18 protein-coding genes are annotated in these 24,949 nt (G+C 71.9%); 10 read left to right on the top strand and 8 right to left on the bottom strand.

Annotation, left to right across the window (positions count from 1 at the left end):
- Positions 1–143: 143 nt before the first annotated feature.
- Both CRP49_RS17895 and CRP49_RS17890 read right to left on the bottom strand, forming a co-directional pair.
- Positions 144–1,508, bottom strand: coding sequence for a phosphomannomutase/phosphoglucomutase (locus CRP49_RS17895; RefSeq protein WP_097254274.1), 1,365 nt, complete (start codon positions 1,506–1,508; stop codon positions 144–146).
- A 162-nt stretch (positions 1,509–1,670) separates the two neighbouring features.
- Positions 1,671–2,096 carry a DUF3499 domain-containing protein gene (locus CRP49_RS17890; protein ID WP_094216539.1) on the bottom strand — a complete coding sequence of 142 codons (426 nt, stop codon included), beginning with the start codon at positions 2,094–2,096 and terminating at the stop codon, positions 1,671–1,673.
- A gap of 373 nt (positions 2,097–2,469) precedes the next feature.
- Here CRP49_RS17890 and CRP49_RS17885 point away from each other — a divergent pair, with 373 nt between their 5' ends.
- On the top strand, positions 2,470–2,853 hold the full coding sequence (locus tag CRP49_RS17885) for a metallopeptidase family protein (RefSeq protein ID WP_097254273.1): 384 nt from the start codon (positions 2,470–2,472) through the stop codon (positions 2,851–2,853).
- A 209-nt stretch (positions 2,854–3,062) separates the two neighbouring features.
- On the opposite strand, the gene CRP49_RS17880 is transcribed toward CRP49_RS17885, so the two are convergent.
- The 3 genes from CRP49_RS17880 to CRP49_RS17870 form a co-directional block, all read right to left on the bottom strand.
- Complete coding sequence (locus CRP49_RS17880; protein ID WP_097254272.1) at positions 3,063–4,571, bottom strand: DUF5719 family protein; 1,509 nt, start codon at positions 4,569–4,571, stop codon at positions 3,063–3,065.
- On the bottom strand, positions 4,568–8,191 hold the full coding sequence (locus CRP49_RS17875) for a glycosyltransferase family 2 protein (RefSeq protein WP_097254271.1): 3,624 nt from the start codon (positions 8,189–8,191) through the stop codon (positions 4,568–4,570). The genes CRP49_RS17880 and CRP49_RS17875 overlap by 4 nt, the downstream gene beginning before the upstream one ends.
- Positions 8,192–8,363: 172 nt before the next feature.
- Positions 8,364–8,627: a WhiB family transcriptional regulator gene (locus CRP49_RS17870; protein WP_003975777.1), complete on the bottom strand. Its 264-nt coding sequence runs from the start codon at positions 8,625–8,627 to the stop codon at positions 8,364–8,366.
- A gap of 635 nt (positions 8,628–9,262) precedes the next feature.
- Here CRP49_RS17870 and CRP49_RS17855 point away from each other — a divergent pair.
- The 4 genes from CRP49_RS17855 (at position 9,263) to CRP49_RS17840 (ending at position 13,284) form a co-directional block, all read left to right on the top strand.
- Entirely contained in the window at positions 9,263–9,769 is a 507-nt protein-coding gene (locus tag CRP49_RS17855; protein WP_097254270.1) for a cysteine dioxygenase family protein, read from the top strand.
- A gap of 106 nt (positions 9,770–9,875) precedes the next feature.
- Positions 9,876–10,835: a 2-phospho-L-lactate transferase gene (gene cofD / locus CRP49_RS17850; protein ID WP_097254269.1), complete on the top strand. Its 960-nt coding sequence runs from the start codon at positions 9,876–9,878 to the stop codon at positions 10,833–10,835.
- The gene (locus CRP49_RS17845; RefSeq protein ID WP_097254268.1) at positions 10,832–12,139 is read left to right on the top strand and encodes a coenzyme F420-0:L-glutamate ligase; all 1,308 of its coding nucleotides are present in this window, start codon (positions 10,832–10,834) and stop codon (positions 12,137–12,139) included. The genes cofD and CRP49_RS17845 overlap by 4 nt, the downstream gene beginning before the upstream one ends.
- A 131-nt stretch (positions 12,140–12,270) precedes the next feature.
- A complete protein-coding gene (locus tag CRP49_RS17840) occupies positions 12,271–13,284 on the top strand; it encodes a DNA-3-methyladenine glycosylase (protein WP_179851661.1) in 1,014 nt (337 codons plus the stop codon).
- Positions 13,285–13,569: 285 nt separating this feature from the next.
- Here the strand turns inward: CRP49_RS17840 and CRP49_RS17835 are convergent, their stop codons facing one another.
- Together CRP49_RS17835 and CRP49_RS17830 are read right to left on the bottom strand one after the other, a co-directional pair.
- Positions 13,570–14,652: an NDP-sugar synthase gene (locus CRP49_RS17835; protein WP_097254267.1), complete on the bottom strand. Its 1,083-nt coding sequence runs from the start codon at positions 14,650–14,652 to the stop codon at positions 13,570–13,572.
- Positions 14,653–14,848: 196 nt separating this feature from the next.
- A complete protein-coding gene (locus CRP49_RS17830) occupies positions 14,849–16,264 on the bottom strand; it encodes a peptidoglycan recognition protein (protein ID WP_097254266.1) in 1,416 nt (471 codons plus the stop codon).
- 111 nt (positions 16,265–16,375) lie between these two features.
- Here CRP49_RS17830 and CRP49_RS17825 point away from each other — a divergent pair, with 111 nt between their 5' ends.
- From CRP49_RS17825 to CRP49_RS17810, 4 genes are all read left to right on the top strand, one after another.
- Positions 16,376–17,131 (top strand): TIGR03089 family protein, encoded by a 756-nt coding sequence (locus CRP49_RS17825; protein ID WP_097254265.1) that lies wholly within the window; start codon positions 16,376–16,378, stop codon positions 17,129–17,131.
- A gap of 197 nt (positions 17,132–17,328) precedes the next feature.
- Entirely contained in the window at positions 17,329–18,498 is a 1,170-nt protein-coding gene (locus CRP49_RS17820) for an LCP family protein (protein WP_097254264.1), read from the top strand.
- A gap of 232 nt (positions 18,499–18,730) precedes the next feature.
- The gene (locus CRP49_RS17815) at positions 18,731–20,503 is read left to right on the top strand and encodes an LCP family protein (protein ID WP_097254263.1); all 1,773 of its coding nucleotides are present in this window, start codon (positions 18,731–18,733) and stop codon (positions 20,501–20,503) included.
- Between the two features lie 128 nt (positions 20,504–20,631).
- The gene (locus tag CRP49_RS17810) at positions 20,632–22,230 is read left to right on the top strand and encodes an LCP family protein (protein ID WP_097254262.1); all 1,599 of its coding nucleotides are present in this window, start codon (positions 20,632–20,634) and stop codon (positions 22,228–22,230) included.
- A 55-nt stretch (positions 22,231–22,285) separates the two neighbouring features.
- Here the strand turns inward: CRP49_RS17810 and CRP49_RS17805 are convergent, their stop codons facing one another.
- Positions 22,286–23,314 (bottom strand): glycosyltransferase family 2 protein, encoded by a 1,029-nt coding sequence (locus CRP49_RS17805; protein ID WP_097254261.1) that lies wholly within the window; start codon positions 23,312–23,314, stop codon positions 22,286–22,288.
- A 247-nt stretch (positions 23,315–23,561) separates the two neighbouring features.
- Between CRP49_RS17805 and CRP49_RS17800 the strand changes: the two genes are divergently transcribed.
- Positions 23,562–24,944, top strand: a complete 1,383-nt coding sequence (locus tag CRP49_RS17800) for an LCP family protein (RefSeq protein ID WP_097254260.1) — start codon at positions 23,562–23,564, stop codon at positions 24,942–24,944.
- Positions 24,945–24,949: the final 5 nt, after the last annotated feature.

Below are 24,949 nucleotides of genomic sequence, written 5' to 3'. Positions count from 1 at the left end.
CAGTCTCGGTCGGGCCCGGGAGCCAGGGCCCGGCGCCTCGGCTCGGGTGGCCGAGACGGAGGGCGGGGTGGGAGCGGGAGGTCCCGGGCCGCTCGGGAGTGCGGTCCCGGTGTTGCGGCTCGGGTGGGCGTCGGGTTCGGGGGTCAGGCCCGGATGATGGCCAGGGCCTCGTCGCGGATCTTGGTCATGGTCGGTTCGTCCTTCGCCTCCGCGTTCAGGCGGAGCAGGGGTTCCGTGTTGGACGGGCGGACGTTGAACCACCAGTCGGCGGCGGAGACCGTGAGGCCGTCAAGGTCGTCGAGGGTGATGCCGGGGCGGCCCTCGTAGGCGGCGCGGATCGCGGCGAGGCGGGCGGTCTGGTCGGCGACCGTGGAGTTGATCTCGCCGGAGCCGGCGTAGCGGTCGTACTGGGCGACGAGGCCGGACAGGGGGCCGTCCTGGCCGCCGAGGGCCGCGAGGACGTGCAGGGCGGCCAGCATGCCCGTGTCGGCGTTCCAGAAGTCCTTGAAGTAGTAGTGGGCGGAGTGCTCGCCGCCGAAGATCGCGCCGGAGCGGGCCATCTCGGCCTTGATGAAGGAGTGGCCGACGCGGGTGCGGGCGGGGGTGCCGCCGTTCTCCTGCACCACCTCCGGGACCGTGCGGGAGGTGATCAGGTTGTGGATGACCGTGCCCTTGCCGCCGTTGCGGGCCAGCTCGCGGGCGGCGACCAGCGCGGTGATCGCCGACGGGGAGACCGGGTCGCCGTTCTGGTCCACGACGAAGCAGCGGTCGGCGTCGCCGTCGAAGGCGATGCCCAGGTCGGCGCCCTCCGCCGGGACCCGCTTCTGCAGGTCCACGATGTTGGCCGGGTCGAGCGGGTTGGCCTCGTGGTTCGGGAAGGTGCCGTCCAGTTCGAAGTACATCGGGACGAGGGTCAGGGGCAGGCCGGCGAAGACCGTGGGGACCGTGTGGCCGCCCATGCCGTTGCCGGCGTCGACCACGACCTTCAGGGGGCGGATGGAGGTCAGGTCGACGAGGGAGCGGAGGTGCGCCGCGTAATCCTCCAACGTCTCGCGCGTGGTGAGGGTTCCCGGCTCGGCGACCGGCTCCGGGGCGCCCGACTCCAGCCAGCGCTCGGCCAGTTCGCGGATCTGCGCGAGGCCCGTGTCCTGGCCGACGGGGGCGGCGCCCGCGCGGCACATCTTGATGCCGTTGTACTGCGCCGGGTTGTGGGAGGCCGTGAACATCGCGCCCGGGAGGTTCAGCGCGCCCGAGGCGTAGTACAGCTGGTCCGTGGAGCACAGGCCGATCTCGGTGACGTCCACGCCGCGGTCCGCCGCACCGCGCGCGAAGGCGCGGGACAGGGCGGGGGACGAGGGGCGCATGTCGTGGCCCACGACGATGGCCGCCGCACCCGTCACCTCGGCGAAGGCGGCACCGAAGAGACCGGCCAGTGACTCGTCCCACTGGTCCGGGACCACTCCGCGTACGTCGTACGCCTTCACGATCTGCGACAGATCAGCAGCCACGGCCAACCCTCCTGAAAGTCCTATGGGTGCAGACAAACTACCCGTCAGGGGTAAGGGGCGGGTGTGCGGACACCAAGTGGACCCACGAGCGCATCCGAGTCGTAACGCGGGGCGGGGGTGGCGTGGGGTGGAGCGGGAAGGCCGACTGCCGGTGAGCGGGGGTCAGTTGTCCGGGGAACGCAGGACACGCAGGTGGCCGCGGCGGGCGACCTCCATGGGGTCCGCGGTGCGTCCTCCGCCGCCGCCCGCCTCGGCCGCACGCTCCTGGGGGCGGGCCGCCTCGCGCACGGCGTTGGCAAGCGCTTCCAGATCGTCTCCGCTGGGCCGCGCGGGAGCGGAGCCGTCGAGGAGGCGGACGACCTCCCAGCCACGGGGCGCGGTGAGGCGCTCGGAGTGCTCGGCGCACAGGTCGTAGCAGTGGGGTTCGGCGTAGGTGGCGAGCGGGCCGAGGACCGCGGTCGAGTCGGCGTAGACGTACGTCAGCGTCGCGACGGCGGGTCGGCCGCAGGCGGTGCGCGAACAGCGACGTACAGGGCTCACGACGTTGGACGGTACCGCACTCTTGAGCGGGCCGCGACGACTCTCCACCAGGTCACTCCACCGTGTCGTGCTGTGAGACGCCCCACACGCCCCTCCGAACACGCCCTGCTGACCTGCGTGGACGGGTTCGCGCGGGGTGCTGGTCGGGGCTCTGTCCGGTCATGAGTCGGTACAAACAACGTCAATTGCCTTGAGTTCGCCGGTCTTGGAGGGTTATGGAAACGAGCCAGACCTTGGCCGGAATGGTCATCCCGCGACATAAGGCGTCGTGGCCGGTTGCTGTTCGGTCAGGGGCGGGTTGCCGCGTGGGTACCGGGCGGGCGGGGCGTGCGGGGACTAGGCTTCAGCAGTGATGGACAACCGTGTACCGCCCCGTGCCGCCGGCCCCGGGCCCCGTCGACGTGATCGTCACGGGCGGGGCATGAGGGGGCCTATCGCGCCGCCGCAGGTGCCGCTGGCGGCCAGCCGGGCCGAGGTCTTCGCCGACCTGGTGCAGGACTCCGTGGAGCGCCTTGAGCGGCGGTGGCCGCAGTTGGCCGACATCGACTTTCTGGTGCTCGAGGTGCCTCGGCTGGAGGGGCGGGGTGCCGAGGGGTGGAGCGACGAGGCCGTGCCGTTGGGCGGGATCATTCCCGCGCGGGACGGGCGGCGGGCTCGGGTCGTGGTGTACCGGCGGCCGGTGGAGATCCGGACCAAGGGGCGGGATGAGCGGGCTGCGCTGGTGCACGAGGTGGTTGTGGAGCAGGTGGCCGAGTTGCTGGGGCTGACTCCGGAGACTGTGGATCCTCGGTACGGGGAGGACTAGGGCGGGGTTGATCTGTTGCCCGGTGCCACGGCTGGGCGGGGTGGGCTTCGCTTGCCCGCGCCGGCGGGGTGCCGCTGCGCCCACCCGTGCCGCCCCAGCGGCACGACTGCCCGCAGCTGCGGCGACTACGGCGGGGCAGCCGTACGACCGCCCGCGGCTACGCCGGTTGCACGTCGACCGCAGCTGCGTTGCTCGCCGCCCCGCCCCCGCTACTTCTGCAGTACCGACAAGTCCTCGTCCGCCTCCGGTACCGCCACCAGGCCTCGGTCGGTTGGGAGGGTTTGGATGGTGAAGCCCGGGATGCCGGATTCTGTGGCGGAGAGGGTTCGGGCGGCGTAGAGGGGGGCGTCGGAGGTGGGTTCCAGGGTGAGGGCGTAGGTGCCCTTCAGGTCGGACGGGATGGGGGGCGAAATGTCCTGGGTCGTGCCGGATTTGATCGTGTAGGTCTTCGTCGCCGGGGTGCCGCCCTCGCTGCCCGCCGAGGCGGTGACCTTGACCGTGACCGTCGCGGTGGGGGCGGTCAGGGAGAGAGTCGAGGACTTGCCGCTGTTGTCCGCGGAGGTCGCGCGCGTGCCGACGGGGGCCGTGGCGGGGATGAACGCCGTTTCCTGCTTGGATCCCTTGCCGCGGATCACGCGCAGTGCCGCCACGACCGGGACCGACTGGTCCGTGGGCGTCAGGACCAGGGAGCCCGCCTCGCCGCGGGTGACGTCGCCGAGGTCGGCCGCGGTCGTCATGCCGGACTTGACGTGCAGTGTCTCGTTCCCGGCCGGGGTGATCAGGCCGTCGGGCGAGGCCAGGCGGACCTTCAGGTCCGCGTCGGCGTCGCCGGGCGTGAAGGCGATCAGGCGGACGTCGGTGGCGTCCTTCGGGATGCCGGGCAGGACCAGGCTGCCGGCCGGGTCGGCGGCCGCGGCCAGCCAGTCGCCGCCCACCTTGTCGTCCAGGGCCTGCACCGCGGCGCCGACCCGCCCGCTGCGCACGTTGACGTGCACGGTCAGGTCGGTCTGCCGCTCGGCGGTGAGGGTGGACAGGAGGATGGGCTTGCTCGAGTGCGGCGGGATCGTGAAGCCGTCCGGCACCGTGGACTTGATCGCGCCGTCCTTGCCGTACAGCTCGATGTCGACGACGGCGGCGGAGTCGTCCGGGTTGGTGAGGTGCACGTAGTCGGTGCGGTCGGCGGACGTGCTGGCGCCCGGGAACCAGAACTCGGTGTCCGGGGCGGTGCAGTTGACGCCCTGGAGGCCGCGGCCGGTGCCCGCGGCGACCTCGGTGGTCTCCTGGACGGTCCAGCCCGGCGCGAACTTCCCGTCGGCGGTGCCAACCAGCGCGGGCGCCTCGGCGCCGGAGGTGTCACCGGTGACCGGGGTGCCGGGTTCCTTCGGGATGAGGACCGGCTTGTCGGCCTTCTTCTTGGTGTCCTTGCCGGTCTTGCTGTCGCTCGTGCCGTCCGCCGACTGCTCGGTGGCCGCCTGGAGTTCGGCCTTGCCGCCGCTCGCCACGCCCTTGGTGACGGGCGTGAACGACGTGTACGACGTGTCGGCGATGTCGGAGATGCTGGGCGCGGGGCACAGCAGGCTGGCGCGCTCCACGGGCAGCTCGGCGGCCGCCTTGGCGGTGCCCGCGCCGGACGCGGACGGTGTGTCGAGCGCGGCGAAGGCGGTGACGGCGGCCAGTGCGGTGGTGCCGACGATCAGGGACAGGGTCGTGCGGTTCACTGCTGGCTCCCGTCGGGGTGCTCACTGCCGGTGCCGTAGGGGTGCTGGGCCTGGTCGTAGCCCTGCTGGTACGCCGTCGGGTCGTACGGCATCTGCCCGTCCGTACCGCCGTAGGCGTAGGGGTCGTACTGGCCGTTCTGGTAGGGGTCGGGCTGGTACGCCTGCTGGTCGTAGCCGCCGGCCGGGTACTGGCCTGCGCCCTGGTACTGGTCGGCGCCGTAGCCGGCGTACTCGGCGCCCTGGTAGGACGCGGCGTCCCAGTCGGCGTACTGCTGCTGGTGCGGGACGGCGGCCGGGGCCTCCTGCGGGAGCGGAGGCACAGCGGACTGTTCCTGGTCGGCCGCCTCCTCGGCCTGGGCGCGCAGGCGGCGGGCGCGGCGGCCCTCGCCCGCGGTGGCCTGGGCGGGCAGCGGCTGCTCCTCGGGGAGGTCGTCGTCGATGTCGCGGCGGCGGCCGGGCAGGGCGAGGACGACGAGGACGAGGGCGAGCGTGCCCTGGGCCCACAGCCAGGCGGTGTGGGTGATCGGGGCGTCGTAGGTGACGTCGAGCCTGCCGCCGGTGGAGGGCAGCTGGAAGCCCTGGGCCCAGCCGTCGACCGTGGTGCGGGTGAGCGGCTTGCCGTCCAGGGTGGCCGTCCAGCCGTCGGAGGCGGCGTCGGCCAGGCGCAGGACGCGGCTGCCCGAGCCCGAGGGGACGGTGGTGTGGATCTCCACCGGCCCGGCGGCGACGGACTGGGCGGTGCCGGAGCCGCCCGCGGGCACGATCGTGGCGCGGGAGACCTGCTGGTCGACCCGCCACAGGGCGCTGCCGTTCTGCTGGCTGAGCCTGCTCAGGCCGTGCGTGGCGTCCAGGACGCGGGTGACGTCGCGGGGTGCGCCCTTGTGGACGAGGACGTAGCGGACCGCGAAGCCGCCGAGCTGGCCGGCCTGGTCGGCGCCGGAGCCGGCGACGAGGTTGGCGACGACCTTGTCGAGCCCCGCGTTCTCACCGTCGGCGGCGGCGAGTTCAGCGTCTCCCATGCGGGCGCCGGAGCCGCGGACGAGGGTGTAGCGCACGCGCGCGGTGGAGTCGCTGTCGAGGATCAGGGTGCGGGCCTGGTCGGAGGTGGTGGCGTCCTCGGCGACGAACGCGGGGACCTGCACCGGGTCGCGGCGCTCCAGCGGCCCGTCGGCGCCGCGGATCATCCAGCCGGCGGCGACCAGCAGCGGACCGGCGGCCGAGGCGAAGGCGATGAGGGCGGCGACCGGCTGGCGCCAGCCGAAGCTCTGCTCGGCCACGCGCGCGCGTGCCCCGTCGGCGCCGAGCGCGGCGGCGGCCAGCAGGGCGATGCCGTAGACGAGGGTGGCCGGTCCGGCCCAGGTGGAGTGGTTGGACAGGACGGCGAAGACGAGGCCCACCAGGGCGATCGCCCAGGCGGTGCGGATGCCCAACTGGCGTTCGGAGCGCAGGAGTGCGGCCAGGGCGGCGAGGACGATGCCAATGAGCATCAGGCCGTGGACGGTGCCGGGGCCGCCCGGGCTGGCGCCGAGCAGGTCGAGCGCGGAGGCGGTCGAGGCGCCGTACGCCAGGCCCGCCTCCTTGAAGAAGCCGGTCGGGAGCAGGGTCAGCGACCAGGGGGCGAGGACCAGCAGGGGGGTGCCGAGCTGGGCGAGGAAACGCAGGCCGTGGGCGACGAGGTCGCCGCGGCGCAGGACCAGCACGCCGAGACCGAGGATCAGGGCGATGGGCCAGACGATCGGCGTGAACGCGGTGGTGAGGGTCAGCAGCAGCGCGTACGCCCAGGTGGCGCGCCAACTGCCGCGCGCGCCGGAGGCATGGGCGAGGCCGCTCGCGGCGATGCCAGCGCGCGCGATGAGCGGCAGCAGTACGGCGAGGACGGCGGTGCCGATGCGGCCGCCGGCCAGGGCGCCGGTGGCGGCGGGGAGGAAGGCGTAGGCGATGGCCGCCCAGGCACGCAGCAGGCGGGAGGTGACGAGGGGCCGGGAGGCGAAGTAGGCGGTGAAGCCGGCCAGCGGCACCGAGCAGACCAGCAGGACGGTGACCGCGAGCCCGGTGGAGCCGAACAGGATCGAGGCGAGCGTTGCGACGACGGCGAGGTAGGGCGGTGCGGACGGGGTGCCGCCGGCGCCGACCGGGTGCCAGGCGTCGGCGAAGCGGGACCAGAGGTCGCCGGCGCCGGCCGGGGCGGGCAGCAGGGCGCCGCCCGCGAGCGCGCCGCCGCCGAGCAGGGCGCGGCAGGCGACGAGGGAGACGAGGAGGAGGGCCAGGAAGAGCACCGGGCCGGGCTTGCGGGCGATCCGCTTGAGGCGGGCGAACTGCTCGATCTCCAGGAAGTCGGCGTCGTCGCCGCCGGGCCCCGACTCCACGGCGCCGCCGTGCCGGCCGGCCGAGGAGGTCTCGCTGTCGGAGCCGCCGGAGAAGTTTCCGGCGAACTGTTCCACGGTGGCGCGGACGGTGGCGCCGGGCGGCGGGAAGAGCTGACGCAGTTCGCCCTTGTCGATCTGCGAGGTCCCGCGGCGGCGCCGTCCGGCGAGGATCCGCTCGGGCCGCAGCAGGGTGCCGAGCAGGCCGCGGATCTCGTCGACGGCCTGCCCCGGGACCTTGCCGACGAGATAGGCGACGGTCCTCAGGAGGGTGCCGAGGACGAGCCGCAGCAGCACCCAGGGCAGCACGGCGGCCCGGGTGTTGACGAGGAGGGTGTAGACGGCACCGGCCTTGTCGACCTTGTGCGGGGAGGCGGCGGTGCGGCCGACACAGTCGACGGTGCGGCGCTCGCGGGAGGACGCCTCGGCGTGCCGTACGACCGCTTCTGGGGCGACGAGGACGCGGTGGCCGGCGCTGTGGGCGCGCCAGCACAGGTCGACGTCGTCGCGCATCAGGGGCAGCCGGCGGTCGAATCCGCCGAGCTGCTCGAAGACGTCGCGGCGGATGAGCATGCCGGCGGTGGAGACGGACAGCACGGTGCGGACGTGGTCGTGCTGGCCCTGGTCCTGTTCTCGGCGGTCCAGGCCGGTCCAGCGGCGGCCGGAGTTGGCGATGGAGACGCCGACCTCCAGCAGTTGCCTGCGGTCGTACCAGCCGCGCAGCTTGGGGCCGACGATCGCCACGTCGTCGCGGCCCAGTTCGAGTTCGTTCTCGACGACGCGGAGCAGCTGGGCGAGGGCGTCGGGTTCGGGAGCGCAGTCGTCGTGCAGCAGCCACAGCCACTGGACGGGCTCGCCGTGCGGCAGTTCGGGCAGGTCGTAGGCGTCGTCGCGCCACGAGCGGGTGACCGGGTCCCAGCCGCTGGGGCGCTTGAGGTACGGCAGCTCGTCCGGTGTGAGGAGGGGCGCGGTGCGGCTCGCCTCCTCGACGGCCTGGCCGAAGCCGGTGCGCCGGGCGAGGTGCAGCACGCGGTCGTCGCCGAGGGCCTCGGTGACCAGCTGGGCGGAGTCGTCCGCGCTGCCGGTGTCGGCCGCCACCGCGTACTGGACGGGGCGTTCCTGGCCGAGCAGCCCGGCGAGCGCGTCGGGCAGCCAGCGGGCGCCGTCGTGGGAGACGAGGACCGCCGTCACCACATGACGCGGGAACTCAGGAAGGACAGCCTGCTCTTGGGCTGCCGTTTGGCTGTGCACGGACATCGAGGTACGGGCCCCGGTTCGGATGGACTGCGGTGGACGCCTGTGCCCACGGGGGGCGGCGGGGCGTCTCGGACGAGCGACCACACTATCGGCTGGCCATGACGACGGCCCGCCGCCTGTGGATAACCCACCGGCGACGGGCCGTTCGTACGGTTTGTGTGTGTAGGTGTGTTCAGACGGCGGCCTTCTTCAGCCGGCGGCGCTCCCGCTCGGACAGGCCGCCCCAGATGCCGAAGCGCTCGTCGTTGGCGAGGGCGTACTCGAGGCATTCGGAGCGCACCTCACAGGCGAGGCAGACCTTCTTCGCCTCTCTGGTGGAGCCGCCCTTCTCGGGGAAGAAGGACTCGGGGTCGGTCTGGGCGCACAGCGCGCGCTCCTGCCAGCCGAGTTCCTCGTCCGCGTCGTCGACCAGCAGTTGCTGCACCAGCTCGGTCATGTGCGCCCCTCGTCTGTCTTTCGCGTCCCCGTGTGTAGTAGCCGTTACCGATTTCGGCTGAACGACACGAGTGAAATTACAAGTGTGCTGCTCCGGGCGAGTCAAGCCGAGATCTGCTATTGGGCCCGTTATTCACTCTGCGGAACCAAGGCCGAGCGGAAAGTGTTCAAATCGCCATAAACCTTGACACGCAGACGAGGCCCATAGGGGCGGCGCACCCCGTACGGACCTCTGTACGAAGGAAGACGCCCCCGCGTTCGATCGCGTTCCGCGAGGTTTGAGCGCTCGGATGTGCGCCATGTGTCCTCGGGGCCGAGTGAACAAACCTTTCACCTGACAGATGAACCGGATGAGGTGAAACATGTCCCACATAACGGGCACCGAGTTGACAGTGCCGGTGTGAACCGATGTCCTAGTGGGCATGCTCGCGAACTTGGCACTCACCTCGACCCGCACCGCCGGGTCCCTCGGTGCTGCCCAGGTCCGCTGTAGCTGTTGTTGCTGTCCCAGCTGTTGAGCCGACGCGCTCCGGCTGTCGCCGAGTCCTCTGACCCGGCCGCTTTCTCCTTCGCAGAACCCCCAGTTCAGGGCACCCCCCACTCTTCCGCTCTTCCGCCGAGGACCACAGCATCCCGATGAACAGCGACAACGACCTCCAGATCGCCGGCGACATCCTCGAAGTCCCGCACCTGCTCCAGCCGCCGCGCGAGCACCCGGCCACCGTCGCCGAGTTCGTCGGCCTCGCCCGCGCCATCGCCGACGACCGCTCCCAGTGGGCGCACCTCGTCCGCTACGACGCCAGCACCCGCTGGTACCACCGGCTGCGCACCGGCCCCGGCTACGAGGTGTGGCTGCTGTCCTGGGTGCCCGGGCAGGGCAGCGGGCTGCACGACCACGGCCGCTCCTCCGGTGTCCTCACCGTTCTGGAGGGCACGCTGACCGAGCGGACCGAGCGCGCCACGCGCGCGCTCGCGCCCGGCGCGCAGCGGGTGTTCGCGCCGGGGTACGTGCACGAGGTGGTGAACGACGCGCTGGAGCCGGCGGTGAGCCTGCACGTCTACTACCCGGGCCTGACCGAGATGCCGATGCACACGGCCCAGCACTGCGAGGCGCGTACCGAGCCGCGCCCGGTGACCGCCTGACCGACTCACCGCTCGACCGCCTGACCGGTTGATCACCTGGCCGAATGATCGCCTGGCCGATTGACCACCTGACGCGTTGTCGTACCCGCCTGCCAGACTTGGCCCCATGCGCATTGTGGTTCTGGCAGGCGGCATCGGCGGTGCTCGTTTCCTGCGCGGTCTGAAGCGGGCCGTGCCGGACGCGGACATCACGGTGATCGGTAACACCGGCGACGACATCCACCTCTTCGGGCTGAAGGTCTGCCCGGACCTCGACACGGTGATGTACACGCTGGGCGGCGGCATCAACGAGGAGCAGGGCTGGGGGCGGACCGACGAGACCTTCCACCTCAAGGAGGAGCTGGCGGCCTACGGCGTCGGCCCGGAGTGGTTCGGGCTCGGCGACCGGGATTTCGCCACGCACATCGTGCGGACCCAGATGCTGGGCGCCGGCTATCCGCTGAGCGCGGTCACCGAGGCACTGTGCGACCGCTGGAAGCCGGGCGTGAAGCTGATCCCGATGACCGACGACCGTGTGGAGACGCACGTGGCGGTCGAGACGGACGGCGAGCGCAAGGTGATCCATTTCCAGGAGTACTGGGTACGGCTGCGTGCCTCGGTCCCGGCCGAGGCGGTCGTGCCGGTCGGCGCGGAGCAGGCCAAGCCCGCGCCCGGTGTCCTGGAGGCCATCGCCGAGGCGGACGTCATCCTCTTCCCGCCGTCCAACCCGATCGTGTCCATCGGCACGATCCTCGCCGTGCCCGGCATCCGGGAGGCGATCGCGGACGCGGGCGTGCCGGTGGTGGGCCTCTCCCCCATCGTCGGGGACGCGCCCGTGCGCGGGATGGCCGACAAGGTGCTCGCCGCGGTCGGCGTGGAGTCCACGGCCGCGGCGGTCGCCGAGCACTACGGCTCCGGGCTGCTGGACGGCTGGCTGGTCGACACCGTCGACGCGGGCGTGGTCGAGCGGGTGGAGGCGGACGGGATCCGCTGCCGGGCCGTACCGCTGATGATGACCGACCTGGACGCGACCGCGCAGATGGCGCGGGAGGCGCTGGCGCTCGCCGAGGAGGTGCGGGGAGCGTGAGCGAGGAGCACGCGGAGTACCGGGTCTGGGCCCTGCCCGGCATCCCCGAGGTGCGGCAGGGCGACGATCTGGCCAAGCTGATCGCCGCGGCCGAGCCCGGCCTGGTCGACGGGGACGTGCTGCTCGTCACCTCCAAGATCGTGTCCAAGGCCGAGGGGCGGATCGTCGAGGCGGCCGACCGGGAGGCCGCGATCGACTCCGAGACCGTGCGGGTGGTGGCCCGGCGCGGCACGCTGCGCATCGTCGAGAACCGGCAGGGCCTGGTCATGGCCGCCGCCGGGGTCGACGCCTCCAACACCCCTTCCGGGACCGTGTTGTTGCTGCCCGAGGATCCGGACGCCTCCGCGCGCGCGATCCGTGACGGGCTGCGTGACACCCTCGGCGTCAACGTCGGGATCGTCATCACCGACACCTTCGGGCGGCCCTGGCGCTCGGGGCTCACGGACGTGGCGATCGGCGCCGCCGGAGTGCGGGTGCTGGACGATCTGCGCGGGGGCACGGACGCGTACGGCAATCCGCTCAGCGCCACCGTCGTCGCCACCGCGGACGAACTGGCCGCCGCCGGTGACCTGGTCAAGGGCAAGGCGGCGGGACTGCCGGTCGCCGTGGTGCGCGGGCTGGCCCACGCCGTGGCCGACGAGCACGGTGAGGGGGCGCGGGCGCTGGTGCGTACTGGGCGGGACGACATGTTCCGGCTCGGCACGTCCGAGGCCGTGCGGGAGGCGGTGACCCAGCGCCGTACCGTACGGGCCTTCACCGATGCGCCCGTGGACCCGGGCGCGGTCCGGCGCGCGGTGGCCGCGGCGGTGACCGCGCCCGCCCCGCACCACACCACCCCCTGGCGGTTCGTACTGCTGGAGTCGGAGGAGTCGCGGGTACGGCTGCTCGACGCCATGCGCGACGCCTGGATCGCGGATCTGCGCCGGGACGGCAAGAGCGAGGAGTCCATCGCCAAGCGGGTCCGGCGCGGGGACGTGCTGCGGCACGCGCCGTATCTGGCCGTGCCCTGCCTCGTCATGGACGGCTCGCACACCTACGGCGACCCGCGGCGGGACGCCGCCGAGCGGGAGATGTTCGTGGTCGCGGCAGGCGCGGGCGTGCAGAACTTCCTGGTCGCGCTGGCCGGGGAGCGGCTGGGGTCGGCGTGGGTGTCCTCGACGATGTTCTGCCGGGACGTGGTGCGCGAGGTGCTCGGGCTGCCGGCGGACTGGGATCCGATGGGGGCGGTGGCGATCGGGGATCCGGCGGAGGAGCCGAGACCGCGGCCCGAGCGGGATGCGGGGGCGTTCATCGAGGTGCGGTGAGAGTCCCGTACGACCGTCGGGTCTCACCTAGTCTCGTAGGACAGTGGTCTCCGCGGCACCGGCACCCCCAGGACTCATAGAACTCAGACCCGTAGGACTCGTAGGACTCGTAGGACTCGTAGGACTCATTCGTGGCAGGACGATTCGCTCCGCGGCCCACGCGTACGACCGTGCGCGGTGGGGAGGTCGCCGTGCCCGCGGGGGTGCCCCGGCAGGGTGCGGGGGCTGCGGCGCGGGTGCGGAGCTGGGTGCCGGACGGGCCGCTCGATCTCGGGCTGGTGCTGGGGCCGCTGCGGCGCGGGCCGGCCGATCCGACGTTCCGGGCGACGCGGGACGGGTCCGTGTGGCGGGCCTGCCGGACGCCCGCCGGGCCCGGGACGCTGCGGGTGTACGTCCACGGCGGTGAGGTGCGCGCGGAGGCGTGGGGGCCGGGTGCGGAGTGGCTGTTGGAGCAGGTGCCGGAGCTGCTCGGTGCCGCCGATGATCCGGACGCGTTCGTGCCGCGGCACCGGGTGGTGGCGCTGGCGCGGCATCGGCGGCCGGGGCTGCGGCTGACGCGGACCGGGCTGGTGCTGGAGTCGTTGATCCCGTCGGTGCTGGAGCAGAAGGTCACGACCGATGAGGCGTATCGGGCGTGGCGGTTGCTGGTGCGGAGGTTCGGGGAGCGGGCGCCTGGGCCCGCGGGGGTGAGCGAACGGCCGATGTGGGTGATGCCCGCGCCTCGGACCTGGGCGCTGATTCCCTCCTGGGAGTGGCATCGGGCCGGGGTCGACGACAAGCGGGCCTCGACGATTCTGCGGGCCGTGCGGGTTGCTGCGCGGCTGGAGCAGGCGGTGGGGATGGCGGCGGGTGAGGCTCAGGCGCGGTTGGAGGTCGTGCCGGGGGTCGGGCCGTGGACGTCGGCGGAGGTTGTGCAGCGGAGTCATGGGGCGGCGGATGCGGTGACGGTCGGGGATCTGCATCTGCCGGGGATCGTGGGGTGGGCGTTGGCGGGGGATCGGGATGCCGACGATGCGGAGATGCTGCGCTTGCTTGAGCCGTATGCGGGGCAGCGGCATCGGGCGGCTCGGTTGATTCTGCTGAGCGGGCAGGTGCCTGGGCGGAGGGCGCCGAAGATGCCTCGGGTGGACATCGGGCTGCTGTAGGGGCGTTGCTTCGGTGCCCGGTGCTGCGGCTGGCCGGGGGTGGGCTTCGCTTACCTGCGCCGGCGGGGTGCCGCTGCGCCCACCCGTGCCGCCCCAGCGGCACGACTGCCCGCAGCTACGGCGGTACGGGTGCCCGCAGCAACGCAGGTCGTACGACAGCCGCTGCCGGGTGGGCGCCGCCCAGCGGCACGACTGCCCGCAGCTACGGCGGTACGAGCGCCGCAAAGGGGCGGCGCGGGGAACTGTGCGATCAGCCCCCACACACCCCCAGCCGAATGACAGCCCTTACTGGTCCGAGGAGAAGCGGAGTGCTCCCCCCGGGATGCGGGCGTCGCACCACACGCGTACGCCTTCGCGGAGTTCGTTGTCGGGGCCGACCACCGCGCCGTCGCCGATGACCGTGCCGGTGAGGATGGAGCGTTCGCCCACTCGGGCTCGGGTGCCGATGAGGGAGTCGGTGATGACGGCGCCGGGTTCGATGACGGCGCCGGGGAGGATCGTCGAGCCGAAGACCCGCGCGCCCTCCGCCACGAACGCGCCCTCGCCGACCACCGTGCCGCCCGTCAGCTTCGCGTCCGGGGCGACCGTGGCCGTGGGGAGGATCAGGCGGTCGCCGCAGCGGCCGGGGACGGCGGGGGACGGGGCGCGGCCGAGGACGAGGTCCGCGGAGCCGCGGACGAAGGCCGCGGGGGTGCCGAGGTCCAGCCAGTAGGTCGAGTCGACCATGCCCTGGAGGTGGGCACCGGCGGAGAGGAGGTCCGGGAACGTCTCGCGCTCCACCGAGACCGGCCGGCCCGCCGGGATCGTGTCGATGACCGAGCGGCGGAAGACGTACGCCCCCGCGTTGATCTGGTCGGTGACGATCTCCTCCGGAGTCTGCGGCTTCTCCAGGAAGGCGAGGACGCGGCCGGTGTCGTCGGTGGGGACCAGGCCGTACGCGCGCGGGTCGGTCACCTTGGTGAGGTGCAGGGAGACGTCCGCGCCCGTCGACTCGTGGGTGTGTACGAGCCGCCTGATGTCCAGGCCGGTCAGGATGTCGCCGTTGAAGATCAGTACCGGGTCGTCGGGGCCGGAGTGCAGACGCGAGGCCACGTTGCGGATGGCGCCGCCCGTGCCGAGGGGCTCCTCCTCGGTGACGTACTCGATGTGCAGCCCGAGGGAGGCGCCGTCGCCGAAGTAGGGCTCGAAGACCTCGGCGAGATAGCTCGTCGCGAGCACGATGTGCTCCACACCCGCCGCTCTCGCTCGCGCCAGCTGGTGCGTGAGGAACGGCACCCCGGCCGCCGGGACCATGGGCTTCGGCGTGTGCACCGTGAGCGGACGCAGCCGGGTGCCTTTGCCGCCGACCAGGAGGATCGCTTCTGTCACCTGTCGTCTCTGCTTCCTGCCGGGACCGGCCGAACTACCGTTTCGGCCGGCCAGTGTATGCAGACCGTGCGACGGTGCCCTCGTCGGCCGCGCGGTGTCCCGCGAGATCGGCGTCCGGTTTCCCCCAACCGTCCCCCGCCGTCCGCGAGCCTGCCCACCCGTCCCCCGACGGCGGTGAACGCGCACCCTCCGGCTCTCAGCGCCCCTGATACCGCGCCGCGCTGGAACGGGCCGTGCCGAGCTTGGCGTAGAGCTGCTTGCCCGGACACTCGGTGGCGTATCCGTCCCGATGGCCGGAGATCACGTTCAGTCGTACGTTCTTCCCCTTTGGGTAGAGATTGCCACCGGCCGACGTCAGATATGTCTTTCCGCTCGGATTGGCACCGAAGAGCCCGAGCTTCCACGCGGTGAGCCGGGCGACGGCCGTCACCGCGGCGGCGGACGGCTTGGTGGTGCCGTAGGTGCCGATCACGGCGATGCCCATGCTGTTGCTGTTGAACCCGAGGGTGTGGGCGCCCATGACCGCCTTCGCCACACCCCCGGCCCGGCCCTCGTAGATGGTTCCGCACCTGTCGACGAGGAAGTTGTAGCCGATGTCCCGCCAGCCCATGCTCTTGACGTGGTAGCGGTAGATACTGCGGATGACGGAGGAGGCCTGGGAGCAGGTGTACTTGTTGCCCGACGCCGTGTGGTGGACGAAGGCCGCCTTGACCGTGTTCGTGTAGCGGAACCCGGGCTCGCGCAGTGACTCGTCCGCGCCCCAGCCGCGCCGGGTCACGATCGGCGGGCGCGGCCCGATGTACGGCTTCGCGCGCGAAACTCCCCCGTTGAGGCGGCTCAGTTCCCGCTCGGTGGCCCACCGGCCCAGCTCGGGGATGTCCGGGGCGCCGTAAGGCACGAGGTCGGTGTTGGCCGCGTAGGCGGCGACGGCCGCGTCGGTCCGGGTGCCGCTGCGGGGGGCGTCCGCCGGCGGGCCCTGGGGTGGTGCCTCGTCCCCGGGGTCCACGAGTTCCAGGCGCAGCCCGGACGGCAGGGGCGAGTCCGGGCCGTCGGTGGAGCCGCCCCGGGCCCCTGTCGCCGGGACGGGCTCGGCGTCCGCGCGCACCCGTACGTCCACGCCGTCCGAGTCGCCGACCCACAGCGGTGCGGTGGCCCCGCGCACCCGGCCCGAGGAGCGTTCCGCCGTACCCGGGTCGGCGCCGTGTTCCTCGTTGTGCGTCTCGATGTCCTGCCAGCCGGTCCACGCTCCCGACGCGGCGGACCGGGTACGCGCCTGGACCCGGCCGTGCAGCTCGGTGTCCGGGTCGTCCCAGACCACGCCGACCAGCGAGAAGTGCCGTACTCCTGCGCGGTACAGGCCCTGCTCCGGGGCCGCGCCGACAACGCGGGAGCGGGAACGGGGAACGAGGGGCAGCGACTGGGTGCGGCCCGGGACCGCGGCCTCGGCCACCCGGCCCGTGGCGGCCGTCCGGTCCGCTCGTGCGGGCGTGGCGGTCGCGGCGGTGGCGGGCAAGGTCAGCGGGAGCGCGAGAGCGGCCGCGCACGTGACGCCGATCGAGGGAGCGCCGATCGAGGAAGTGAGGAATCCACGCATGCCCATGATCCTGGACATAGCCATATAAATCTGTCCATCGGGGAACTGACGGGCCGTCGGGAGCCGCTCCGCCGAACCGGTGGCCCCGGCGCTCGGTGCGCGGGCCCGCCCCGGCGTACTCTTGCGCGGGTGAATGCCACCGATCGCACCCCTGCCGACCTGCTGCGTTCCGCGCTCGCCGCGGATCCCGGCCGCCCCCTGGTGACCTTCTACGACGACGCCACGGGCGAACGCGTCGAACTCTCCGTCGCCACCTTCGCCAATTGGGTGGCCAAGACCGCGAATCTCCTTCAGGGCGACCTGTCCGCCGGACCCGGCGACCGGGTCGCGCTGCTGCTGCCCGCGCACTGGCAGACGGCCGTGTGGCTGCTCGCCTGTGCGTCGGTGGGGGCGGTGGCGGACGTGGCCGGGGACCCGGCCGCCGCCGACGTCGTCGTCAGCGGGCCGGACTCCCTGGAGGCGGCGCGGGCGTGCCGCGGGGAGCGGGTCGCTCTCGCACTGCGGCCGCTGGGCGGGCGGTTCCCGCAGGTCCCGGATGGCTTCGTCGATTACGCCGTGGAAGTGCCGAGCCAGGGGGATCGGTTCGTGCCGTTCGCGCCGGTGGATCCTGAGGAGCCGGCGCTGATTGTGGCCGGGGCGGAGTTCAGTGCGGGCGAGGTGGTCGAGCGGGCCTTGACCGACGCGCCGTCGCTGGACTTGACGGGGCCGGGGTCTCGGTTGTTGTCGGGGCTGTCGTACGACACATGGGAAGGGCTCAGCGCGGGGTTGTACGCGCCCTTGGCTGTCGGGGGGTCCGTGGTGTTGTGCAGGAATCTTGACCGGCTGGGTGAGGAGGCTCTCGCCAAGCGGGTGGAGAGCGAGAGGGTGACTGCTTTGCGGCAGTAAGGCTGTGTTTTGGAGTGCGGGTCCGTTGTGGCTGGTCGCGCCCACGCGGCGGAGCCGCATATCGACACAGCCCCGCGCCCCTTCAGGTTGGCTGCCGTCACCCGTGTGGAGTAGCAAAGGGCGGCTCCCCAGCCCGCCCCCCGCCATCGTCGTAAGAGCAGGACGTGACGCTCGTACGCCATGAGGGGGCCCGCACCGTGAACGACAGCGTTCGTCGGGGGCTCGGGGCCTCGGCCGCCGGGGACGGGCTCCTTCGGGGGCGTCGGCGGCGGTGGGTCAGGGGGGCGGCGCTGGGGGTGGGTGTGGTCGTCGTCGTGGCGGCCGGGGCCGGGTGGGCCGTGTACGCCAAGCTCAGTGCCAACATCACGCCCGATGACGCGGCCGCCGCCGAGCTTGCCCGGTACGAGCGGGAGCGGCCCACCGCGCTGGTGCGGGACGCGCAGAACATCCTGTTGATCGGGTCGGACACCCGGGCCGGGGACGGCAACGGGCAGTACGGGCGGGACCTGGGCAGCGAGCGGTCCGACACCACGATCCTGCTGCACCTGGCCGCCGACCGGCGCAGCGCCACCGCCGTCTCGCTGCCCCGGGACCTGATGGTGGACATCCCGGGCTGCCGGCGCGCGGACGGCAGCCGCAGCGAGCCGGTGTTCGCGATGTTCAACCACGCCTTCCAGGTGGGCGGTTCGGCGTGCACCATCCGTACCGTCGAGAAGCTGACGGACATCCGGATCGACCATCACGTGGTGGTCGACTTCAGCGGGTTCAAGGAGATGGTCGACGCCGTCGACGGGGTCCAGGTGTGTCTGAAGGAGCCCATCGACGACAAGGCCGCCAAGCTGAAGCTGCCCGCGGGCAAGGTGACGCTCGACGGGGAGCAGGCGCTCGGGTACGTACGGGCCCGTAAGTCGATCGGGGACGGCAGCGACACCGAGCGGATGGAGCGGCAGCAGCGGTTCCTCGGCGCGCTCGTCAACAAGGTGCGGAGCAGCGACGTCCTGCTGAACCCGGCGAAGCTCTACCCGGTGCTGGACGCGGCGACCTCCTCGCTCACCACCGATCCGGAACTGGCGAGTCTGCGCGGTTTGTACCAGTTGGTGCGCGGGCTGCGGAACATCCCCACGGAACATGTGCAGTTCCTGACGGTGCCGCGGGAGTCGTACGTCTACGACTCCAATCGCGACCAACTCGTGGAGCCGGAGGCCGAGAAGCTGTTCGCGCGACTGCGGGCGGACCAGCCGGTGGCGGTGACACAGAAGGATTCTCAGGAAGTTCTCAGGCAGGGCCCGGGAGAGGACCGTGCGGACGGCGCCTCCCCCGCCCCGACGTTCCGCGGGAACACCGCCGCCGAGCACGGCTGCGCGTGAGGCGCGCACCGGGACGACGAACCTCTGTTCAGAAATATGAGGGGGATTGCCCAGTTGTAGGAAGGTGGAATTTGTCACCGGCGTCGCTTGACGCTGAACTGGGCGGATAGTGTGAGCGATCCGGTGCACCCGGCCGCGAGGTCTGTCCTGGGGTCGTGCACTGATTCAGCGAGACCCGAGCGCCTTTGAGGGGGAAGGCGCCGCGTGGCCCCGACGGAGGATTCGGACAACCGTGGACGCGCAAGGCCGTGGGCGGGCGGACAACATCGACCCCGCAGACCAGTGGGTACTCAATCCGAGCACCGGCGAATACGAACTGCGACTGAGTCCTTCCGCACCGCAGTCATCGGTTCCCGGTCCGCGGAGACCGAACGCCCGTGATTCCCGTGCTTCAGGTGCTTCCGGCGGTGCGGCGCGCGGCCGCGGCGACGCGGCGGCGGGTGGCACGCGCGAGATGCGGCAGGTGCGCGGCGCGGAGGTGCCGGGACCGCGCCGGCGTCGGGGTGCCGAACCCGAGCCGCCGCCGGGGCGGCGCAACCGGCGGCCGGTGAAGAAGAAGTCGAAGGCGAAGAAGATACTGGCGTGGACCGCCGGCGGCACGGCGTTCGTGCTGGTGGCCGTCGGCACGGCCGGCTACCTCTATCTGAAGCATCTCGAGGGCAACGTCACCACCACGGACGTCGGCGACGCGGCCAAGGACGGCTTCAGTAAGGACGACGCCTTCAACATCCTGATCATCGGCACCGACAAGCGGACCGGTAAGGGCAACGAGGGCTACGGCGACAAGAACAGCGTCGGGCACGCCGACACCAACATCCTGCTGCACGTCGCCAAGGACCGGACGAACGCGACCGCGCTGAGCATTCCGCGCGACCTGATCGTGAACGTGCCGGACTGCGAGACCACCCAGGCCGACGGCAGCAAGAAGATCATCGCCGGCACCGACGGGGTCCGCTTCAACACCAGCCTGGGCCAGGAGGGCCGGGACCCGGGCTGCACGATGCGCACGGTGAAGGAGGTCACCGGCATAGAGCCCGACCACTTCATGATGGTCGACTTCAACGCGGTGAAGACGCTGACGACCGCGGTCGGCGGCGTCGACGTGTGCCTCAAGCACGCGGTGAAGGACAAGGACTCGCACCTGGACCTGCCCGCCGGCCCGTCCAAGATCGCGGGCGAGCAGGCGCTGGCGTTCGTCCGCACCCGGCACAGCTGGGGCAACCAGGGCGACCTGGACCGCATCAAAGTGCAGCAGCAGTTCATGGCCTCGCTGATGCGCAAGATGTCCTCCAGCGACACCCTCACCAGCCCGACCAAGCTGGTGAAGCTGGCGGAGGCGGCCACCAAGGCGCTGACCGTCGACAAGGGCATCGGTTCGGTGAGCACGCTCAAGGACGTGGCGCTGGAGCTGAAGAAGGTGCCGCCGAAGAACATCTCCTTCCTGACGGTGCCGGTGGTCGACAACCCGGCAGACGGTGTCGTGCACAAGACGGTCATCGTCAACCCGAACACCGCCCCCCAGGTCTTCGACGCCATCAAGAACGACGTCTCCTTCACCGAGGTGAAGAAGAAGCAGAAGGCGGCCAAGGACGCGGCGGCCGCCCGCCTCAAGGGCAGCAGGTCCGCGCCCTCCGAGGTGCGGGTGCGGGTCCTCAACGGCGGCGCCGAGGCCGGCAGCGCGCAGGAGACCCTGAACTGGCTGCAGACCGACAAGGGCGTGCTCAAGTCGGAGAACGCCGGCAACGCGCCCGCGGAACTGAGCAGGACGACGCTCGAGTACGCACCCGACCAGGCGCCCCAGGCGCGTGAACTGGCCGCCCTGATGGGGCTGCCCGGAAGCGCGCTGAAGCCGGGCAAGAGCGTCACCAACTCGCAGGGGCTGCCCGCGATGACGCTCACCCTGGGCAAGGACTTCAAGGGTGCGGGCGTCTCCCTCACCGCTCCGACCAAGGCGCCGGAGGTCGACGGCAAGTCCACGGCCGACAAGGTTCAGTGCGCCTCGTAGGTAACCCAACGGGTCCGTCGTGCGTCTAACTCGGCGCGGGACGGACCCGTTTCATGGCGCAGGGTGGGGAGGGCAGGGAGTTGTCGCAGAGCGATGTGCGGGGGGAGCCTCCTGCGGTCGAGGACACGATGGCGCTCACGCCCCGGACGGCGGTCGCGCCGGAGGGGTCCGGACGGCACGGCGGCGGACGTCGCGGCGGCGGCCCGAAGACCGAGAGGCGACCGCGCCGACGGCGGGCGCTGCGCTGGTCGGCGACCGTGCTCGCGGTGGTGATACTCGGCACGGCCGGCGCCGGATACCTGTACTACCAGCACCTGAACGGCAACATCCAGAAGGGTCGGCGCAGCAACGGCGACGACTCCAAGGCGCAGCGGACCCGGCCGAACGCGGCCGGCCAGACCCCGCTGAACATCCTGCTGATCGGCTCCGACAGCCGTAACTCCGACGAGAACGTGAAGCTCGGCGGGGCCAAGTACGACCGCGGCAGCCCACCGCTCGCCGACGTGCAGATGCTCATCCACCTCTCCGCGGACCGCAAGAGCGCCGCCATGGTGAGCATTCCCCGGGACACCCGGGTCGACATCCCCAAGTGCACGGACCCCGACACCGGCAAGGTCTACCCGGCGACCAACGACATCATCAACACCACCCTGGCCCGGGGCGGGGCCGGCTGCACGCTGGCCACCTGGGAGAACCTCACCGGCGTCTACATCGACCACTGGATGACGATCGACTTCGCGGGCGTGGTGAAGATGGCGGACGCCATCGGCGGCGTCGAGGTGTGCGTACGGCAGAACGTGTGGGACCACTCCACGCCCGCCCAACGCGGCGGCTCCGGGCTGAAGATGAAGGCCGGGCGGAAGAAGGTCGAGGGCGTGCAGGCCCTGCAGTGGCTGCGCACGCGGCACGCCTGGGGCAGTGACGTGATGCGGGCCCGCGCCCAGCACATGTACCTCAACTCGATGATCCGCACGCTGCAGCATCAGAACGTCTTCACCGACACTGGCCGGTTGATGGACCTGGCCGAGGCGGCCACCAAGTCCCTGAAGGTGTCCGAGGAGATCGGCACCGTCAAGAAGCTCTACGACCTCGGCATGGAGCTGAAGTCGGTGCCGTCGGACCGCATCACGTCGGTGACGATGCCCAACGTCCAGGACTCGCAGAACAGCGAGCACGTCGTACCGGAGAAGGCCGGTGCCGACAAGATGTGGCAGATGCTCCGCGACGACGTCGCGTTCGACAAGAACGGCAAGCCGTCGAAGGCGAAGCAGGCGGCGAGCAAGTCCCAGCCGACGAAGGCTCCCTCGGTCGACGCGGCGCGGCTCGGGGTGGTGGTGCAGAACGCCACGCAGTCCTCGACCGAGGCCGCGGTCGGGGGCCGGGCCGGGACGATCGGCCAGGTGCTCGTGCAGAAGGGGTACGGCAGGGCCACGGCCGACACCTCGGCGACGCTGTCCGCGGACCAGACCGTCGTGCGCTACCCGAGCGCCGACCTGGAGGGGGACGCGCAGGCCGTCGCCAAGGCGCTGGGCATCCCGCTGAGCCAGGTGAAGCAGTCGACCGACGTGTCCGGGGTCACCCTCGTCGTGGGCGCGGACTGGCGCACGGGCACGGCCTACCCGAAGAAGTCCGCTCCGAAGGCCGGCGACCTGCCCAGCAACTCCGACGCCATCAACGGCTCGGACACCTCCCAGTGCATGGACGTGTACAAGCCCTACCAGTGGTGAAGCAACAAGAGGGCCCCTCCGCGCAGGAGGGGCCCTCGTCGTTTCATGTGCTCGCTCAGCGGGGTTCCAGCACCGCCGGCCGACGCGAGGCGATCACTCGCTTCGCCAGCGACTTGGGGCTGGTCAGGAAGCCCCAGCCCCACGACATGTGCATGGTCGCCAGGGCCACCGGGATCTGCAGCCGGGCCCGGAGCGGAAGCCCCTTGCCCGCCGGGACCGAACCCGCCACGATCGCCGCCAGATAGCCGCCGGGGACCACCAGACCCCACGGCGTCAGGGCCGCGCCCACCACGAGACCCGCCGCCATCGCGCACACCGCGGTCGGCGGGGCGAGGTAGCGCAGGTTGATGGAGCCCTCGTGGTAGCGGGCGACGACATGGCGCCAGCGGCCGTAGTCCTTGTACTGCTTGGCGAGCGCCTTCACGCTCGGCCGCGGCCGGTACGACACCCTCAGCTCCGGCGAGAACCAGATCAGGCCGCCCGCCTCACGGATGCGGAAGTTCAGCTCCCAGTCCTGGGCGCGGATGAACTCCTCGTTGTAGCCGCCCTGTTGCTCCAGCGCCTCGCGGCGGAAGACGCCGAGGTAGACCGTCTCGGCGGGGCCCGCCTGGCCACCGGTGTGGAAGGCCGCGTTGCCGACGCCGACCTTCGAGGTCATGGCGGCGGCGACCGCGTGCTCCCAGTCGTTCTCGCCCTCGGCGTGCATGATGCCGCCGACGTTCTGCGCGCCGGTCTCCTCCAGGAGCCGCACGGCGGTCGCGATGTAGTTCGGCGAGAGCATGCCGTGGCCGTCGACGCGGACCACGATCGGGTGCCGGGAGGCCTTGATCGCCGCGTTCAGCGCGGCGGGGGTGCGGCCGGTCGGGTTCGGGACGGTGTGTACACGCGCGTCGTCTGCCACGAGCTGAGCGGCGATCTCGTCCGTGCGGTCCGTGGACGGACCGAGGGCGATCACGACCTCCATCTCGCCGGCGTACTCCTGCGCGAGGATCGCTTGGACGGCCCCGCGCAGATGCCGCTCCTCGTTGAGGACGGGCATGATCACAGAAACAGCGGGGAGTCGCACGTCGGGCTTGGCGTTCATAGGGGGCTCACGTTACCGCGAACGGGGGACACCGGTGCGCGCCGCCGGGGCGTGGAGGCGGGCAGGAGATCGTATCGGCCTACGGTGCTCACAAATCCCACGTACGGCCGCAGCCCGGAGGTGTCCCTTGCCGAGCCCGCCCAGGTCCCCCGCCCGGCCGCAGCGCCGAGCGCAACCGCCCCGCCGGGTGCCACGGCAGCCCCAGCGGACCGTGCGGCCCCCGCGCCCCAGGCGGCCGCGCTGGGCCATGCGGGCGGTGACCACGCTGTCCGTGGTCGTGCTCGCCTCCGCCGGGATCGGTCACGCGGTCGTCACCAGCCTGGACGCGGGCATCGCCCGGGTCGACGCCTTCAAGGACATGAAGAACCGGCCCCGCGCCGGGCACGGCATGAACGTCCTGCTGGTCGGCACGGACGCCCGCGACAGGATCAGCGAGTCGGAGCGGCGCGCGTACCGGCTGGGCGGGCAGCCCTGTCACTGCACCGACACGATGATGATCGTGCACATCTCGGACGACCGGGAACGGGCGAGCGTGGTGAGCCTGCCCCGCGACTCCTACGCCGAGGTGCCCGAGCACGTCGACCCGGCCACCGGACGGCGGCACACCCCGCACCCCGTCAAGCTGAACGCGGCCTACGCCGAGGGCGGCCCCCAGCTGACCATCGCCACGGTCGAGAACATGACCCATGTGAAGATCGACCACTATCTGGAGGTCGACTTCACCAGCTTCATGAAGACCGTGGACGTGCTCGGCGGCGTCCAGGTCTGCACGGCGACGCCGCTGAAGGACTCGTACACCGGCCTCGACCTCGCGCCCGGCACGTACACGCTCAACGGCGGGCAGGCGCTGCAGTACGTGCGCGCCCGGCACGCGGACGGGGCGAGCGACCTGGGCCGGATGAGGCGGCAGCAGCGGTTCCTGGCCGCGCTGATCGAGCGGGCCACCTCCTCCGGGGTGCTGCTGAACCCGATGAGGTTCCGGGACGTGACCCGGGCGGTGCTCGGCTCGGTGCGGGCCGACGAGGGTTTCGGCACCGACGAGCTGCTCGACCTCGGCCGGGCGATGCGGAACTTCTCCCCGTCCTCCTCCGAGTTCACCACCGTGCCGATCGGGCAGCTGAACTTCGCGGTCAAGGGCCTCGGCTCGACCCTGAAGTGGGACCCGGCGGCGTCCGGCCGGCTCTTCCAGGCCCTGCGCGACGACAAGCCGCTCAGCGTGGACCACCCGCACCGCGGGCCTCGGCCCGCGCCTGTCGAGGTCGACCCGCGGCAGGTCCGGGTCCAGGTGGAGAACGGAACCGGCACGGCCGGGCTGGCCAAGCGGGTCGACGCGGCGCTCGCGACGGCCGGCTTCGCCACCACCCGCCAGCCGACCACCGCGACCGTGCACAACGCCAGGCGCACGGTGATCTCCTACGACCCCCGCTGGGACCGCTCCGCCCGCACCCTGGCCGCGGCCCTGCCCGGCAGCGAACTGCGCGCGGTACCGGGTCAGGGCCAGCTGATCAAGGTGACCGCCGGGTCGGACTTCAAGGCCGTGCACCAGGTACGGGTCGAGGACCCGGCCAAACCGGAGCAGGCGGTGCTGCGCGGCAACGAGGTGATCTGCTCGGCTTCCGAAGGGGCCTAGTACTT

This window comes from Streptomyces sp. Ag109_G2-15 (assembly GCF_900215565.1).
Classification (GTDB): domain Bacteria; phylum Actinomycetota; class Actinomycetes; order Streptomycetales; family Streptomycetaceae; genus Streptomyces; species Streptomyces diastatochromogenes.
Note: the sequence above shows the minus strand (reverse complement) of the source record. Positions and strands in the feature narration are given on the sequence as shown.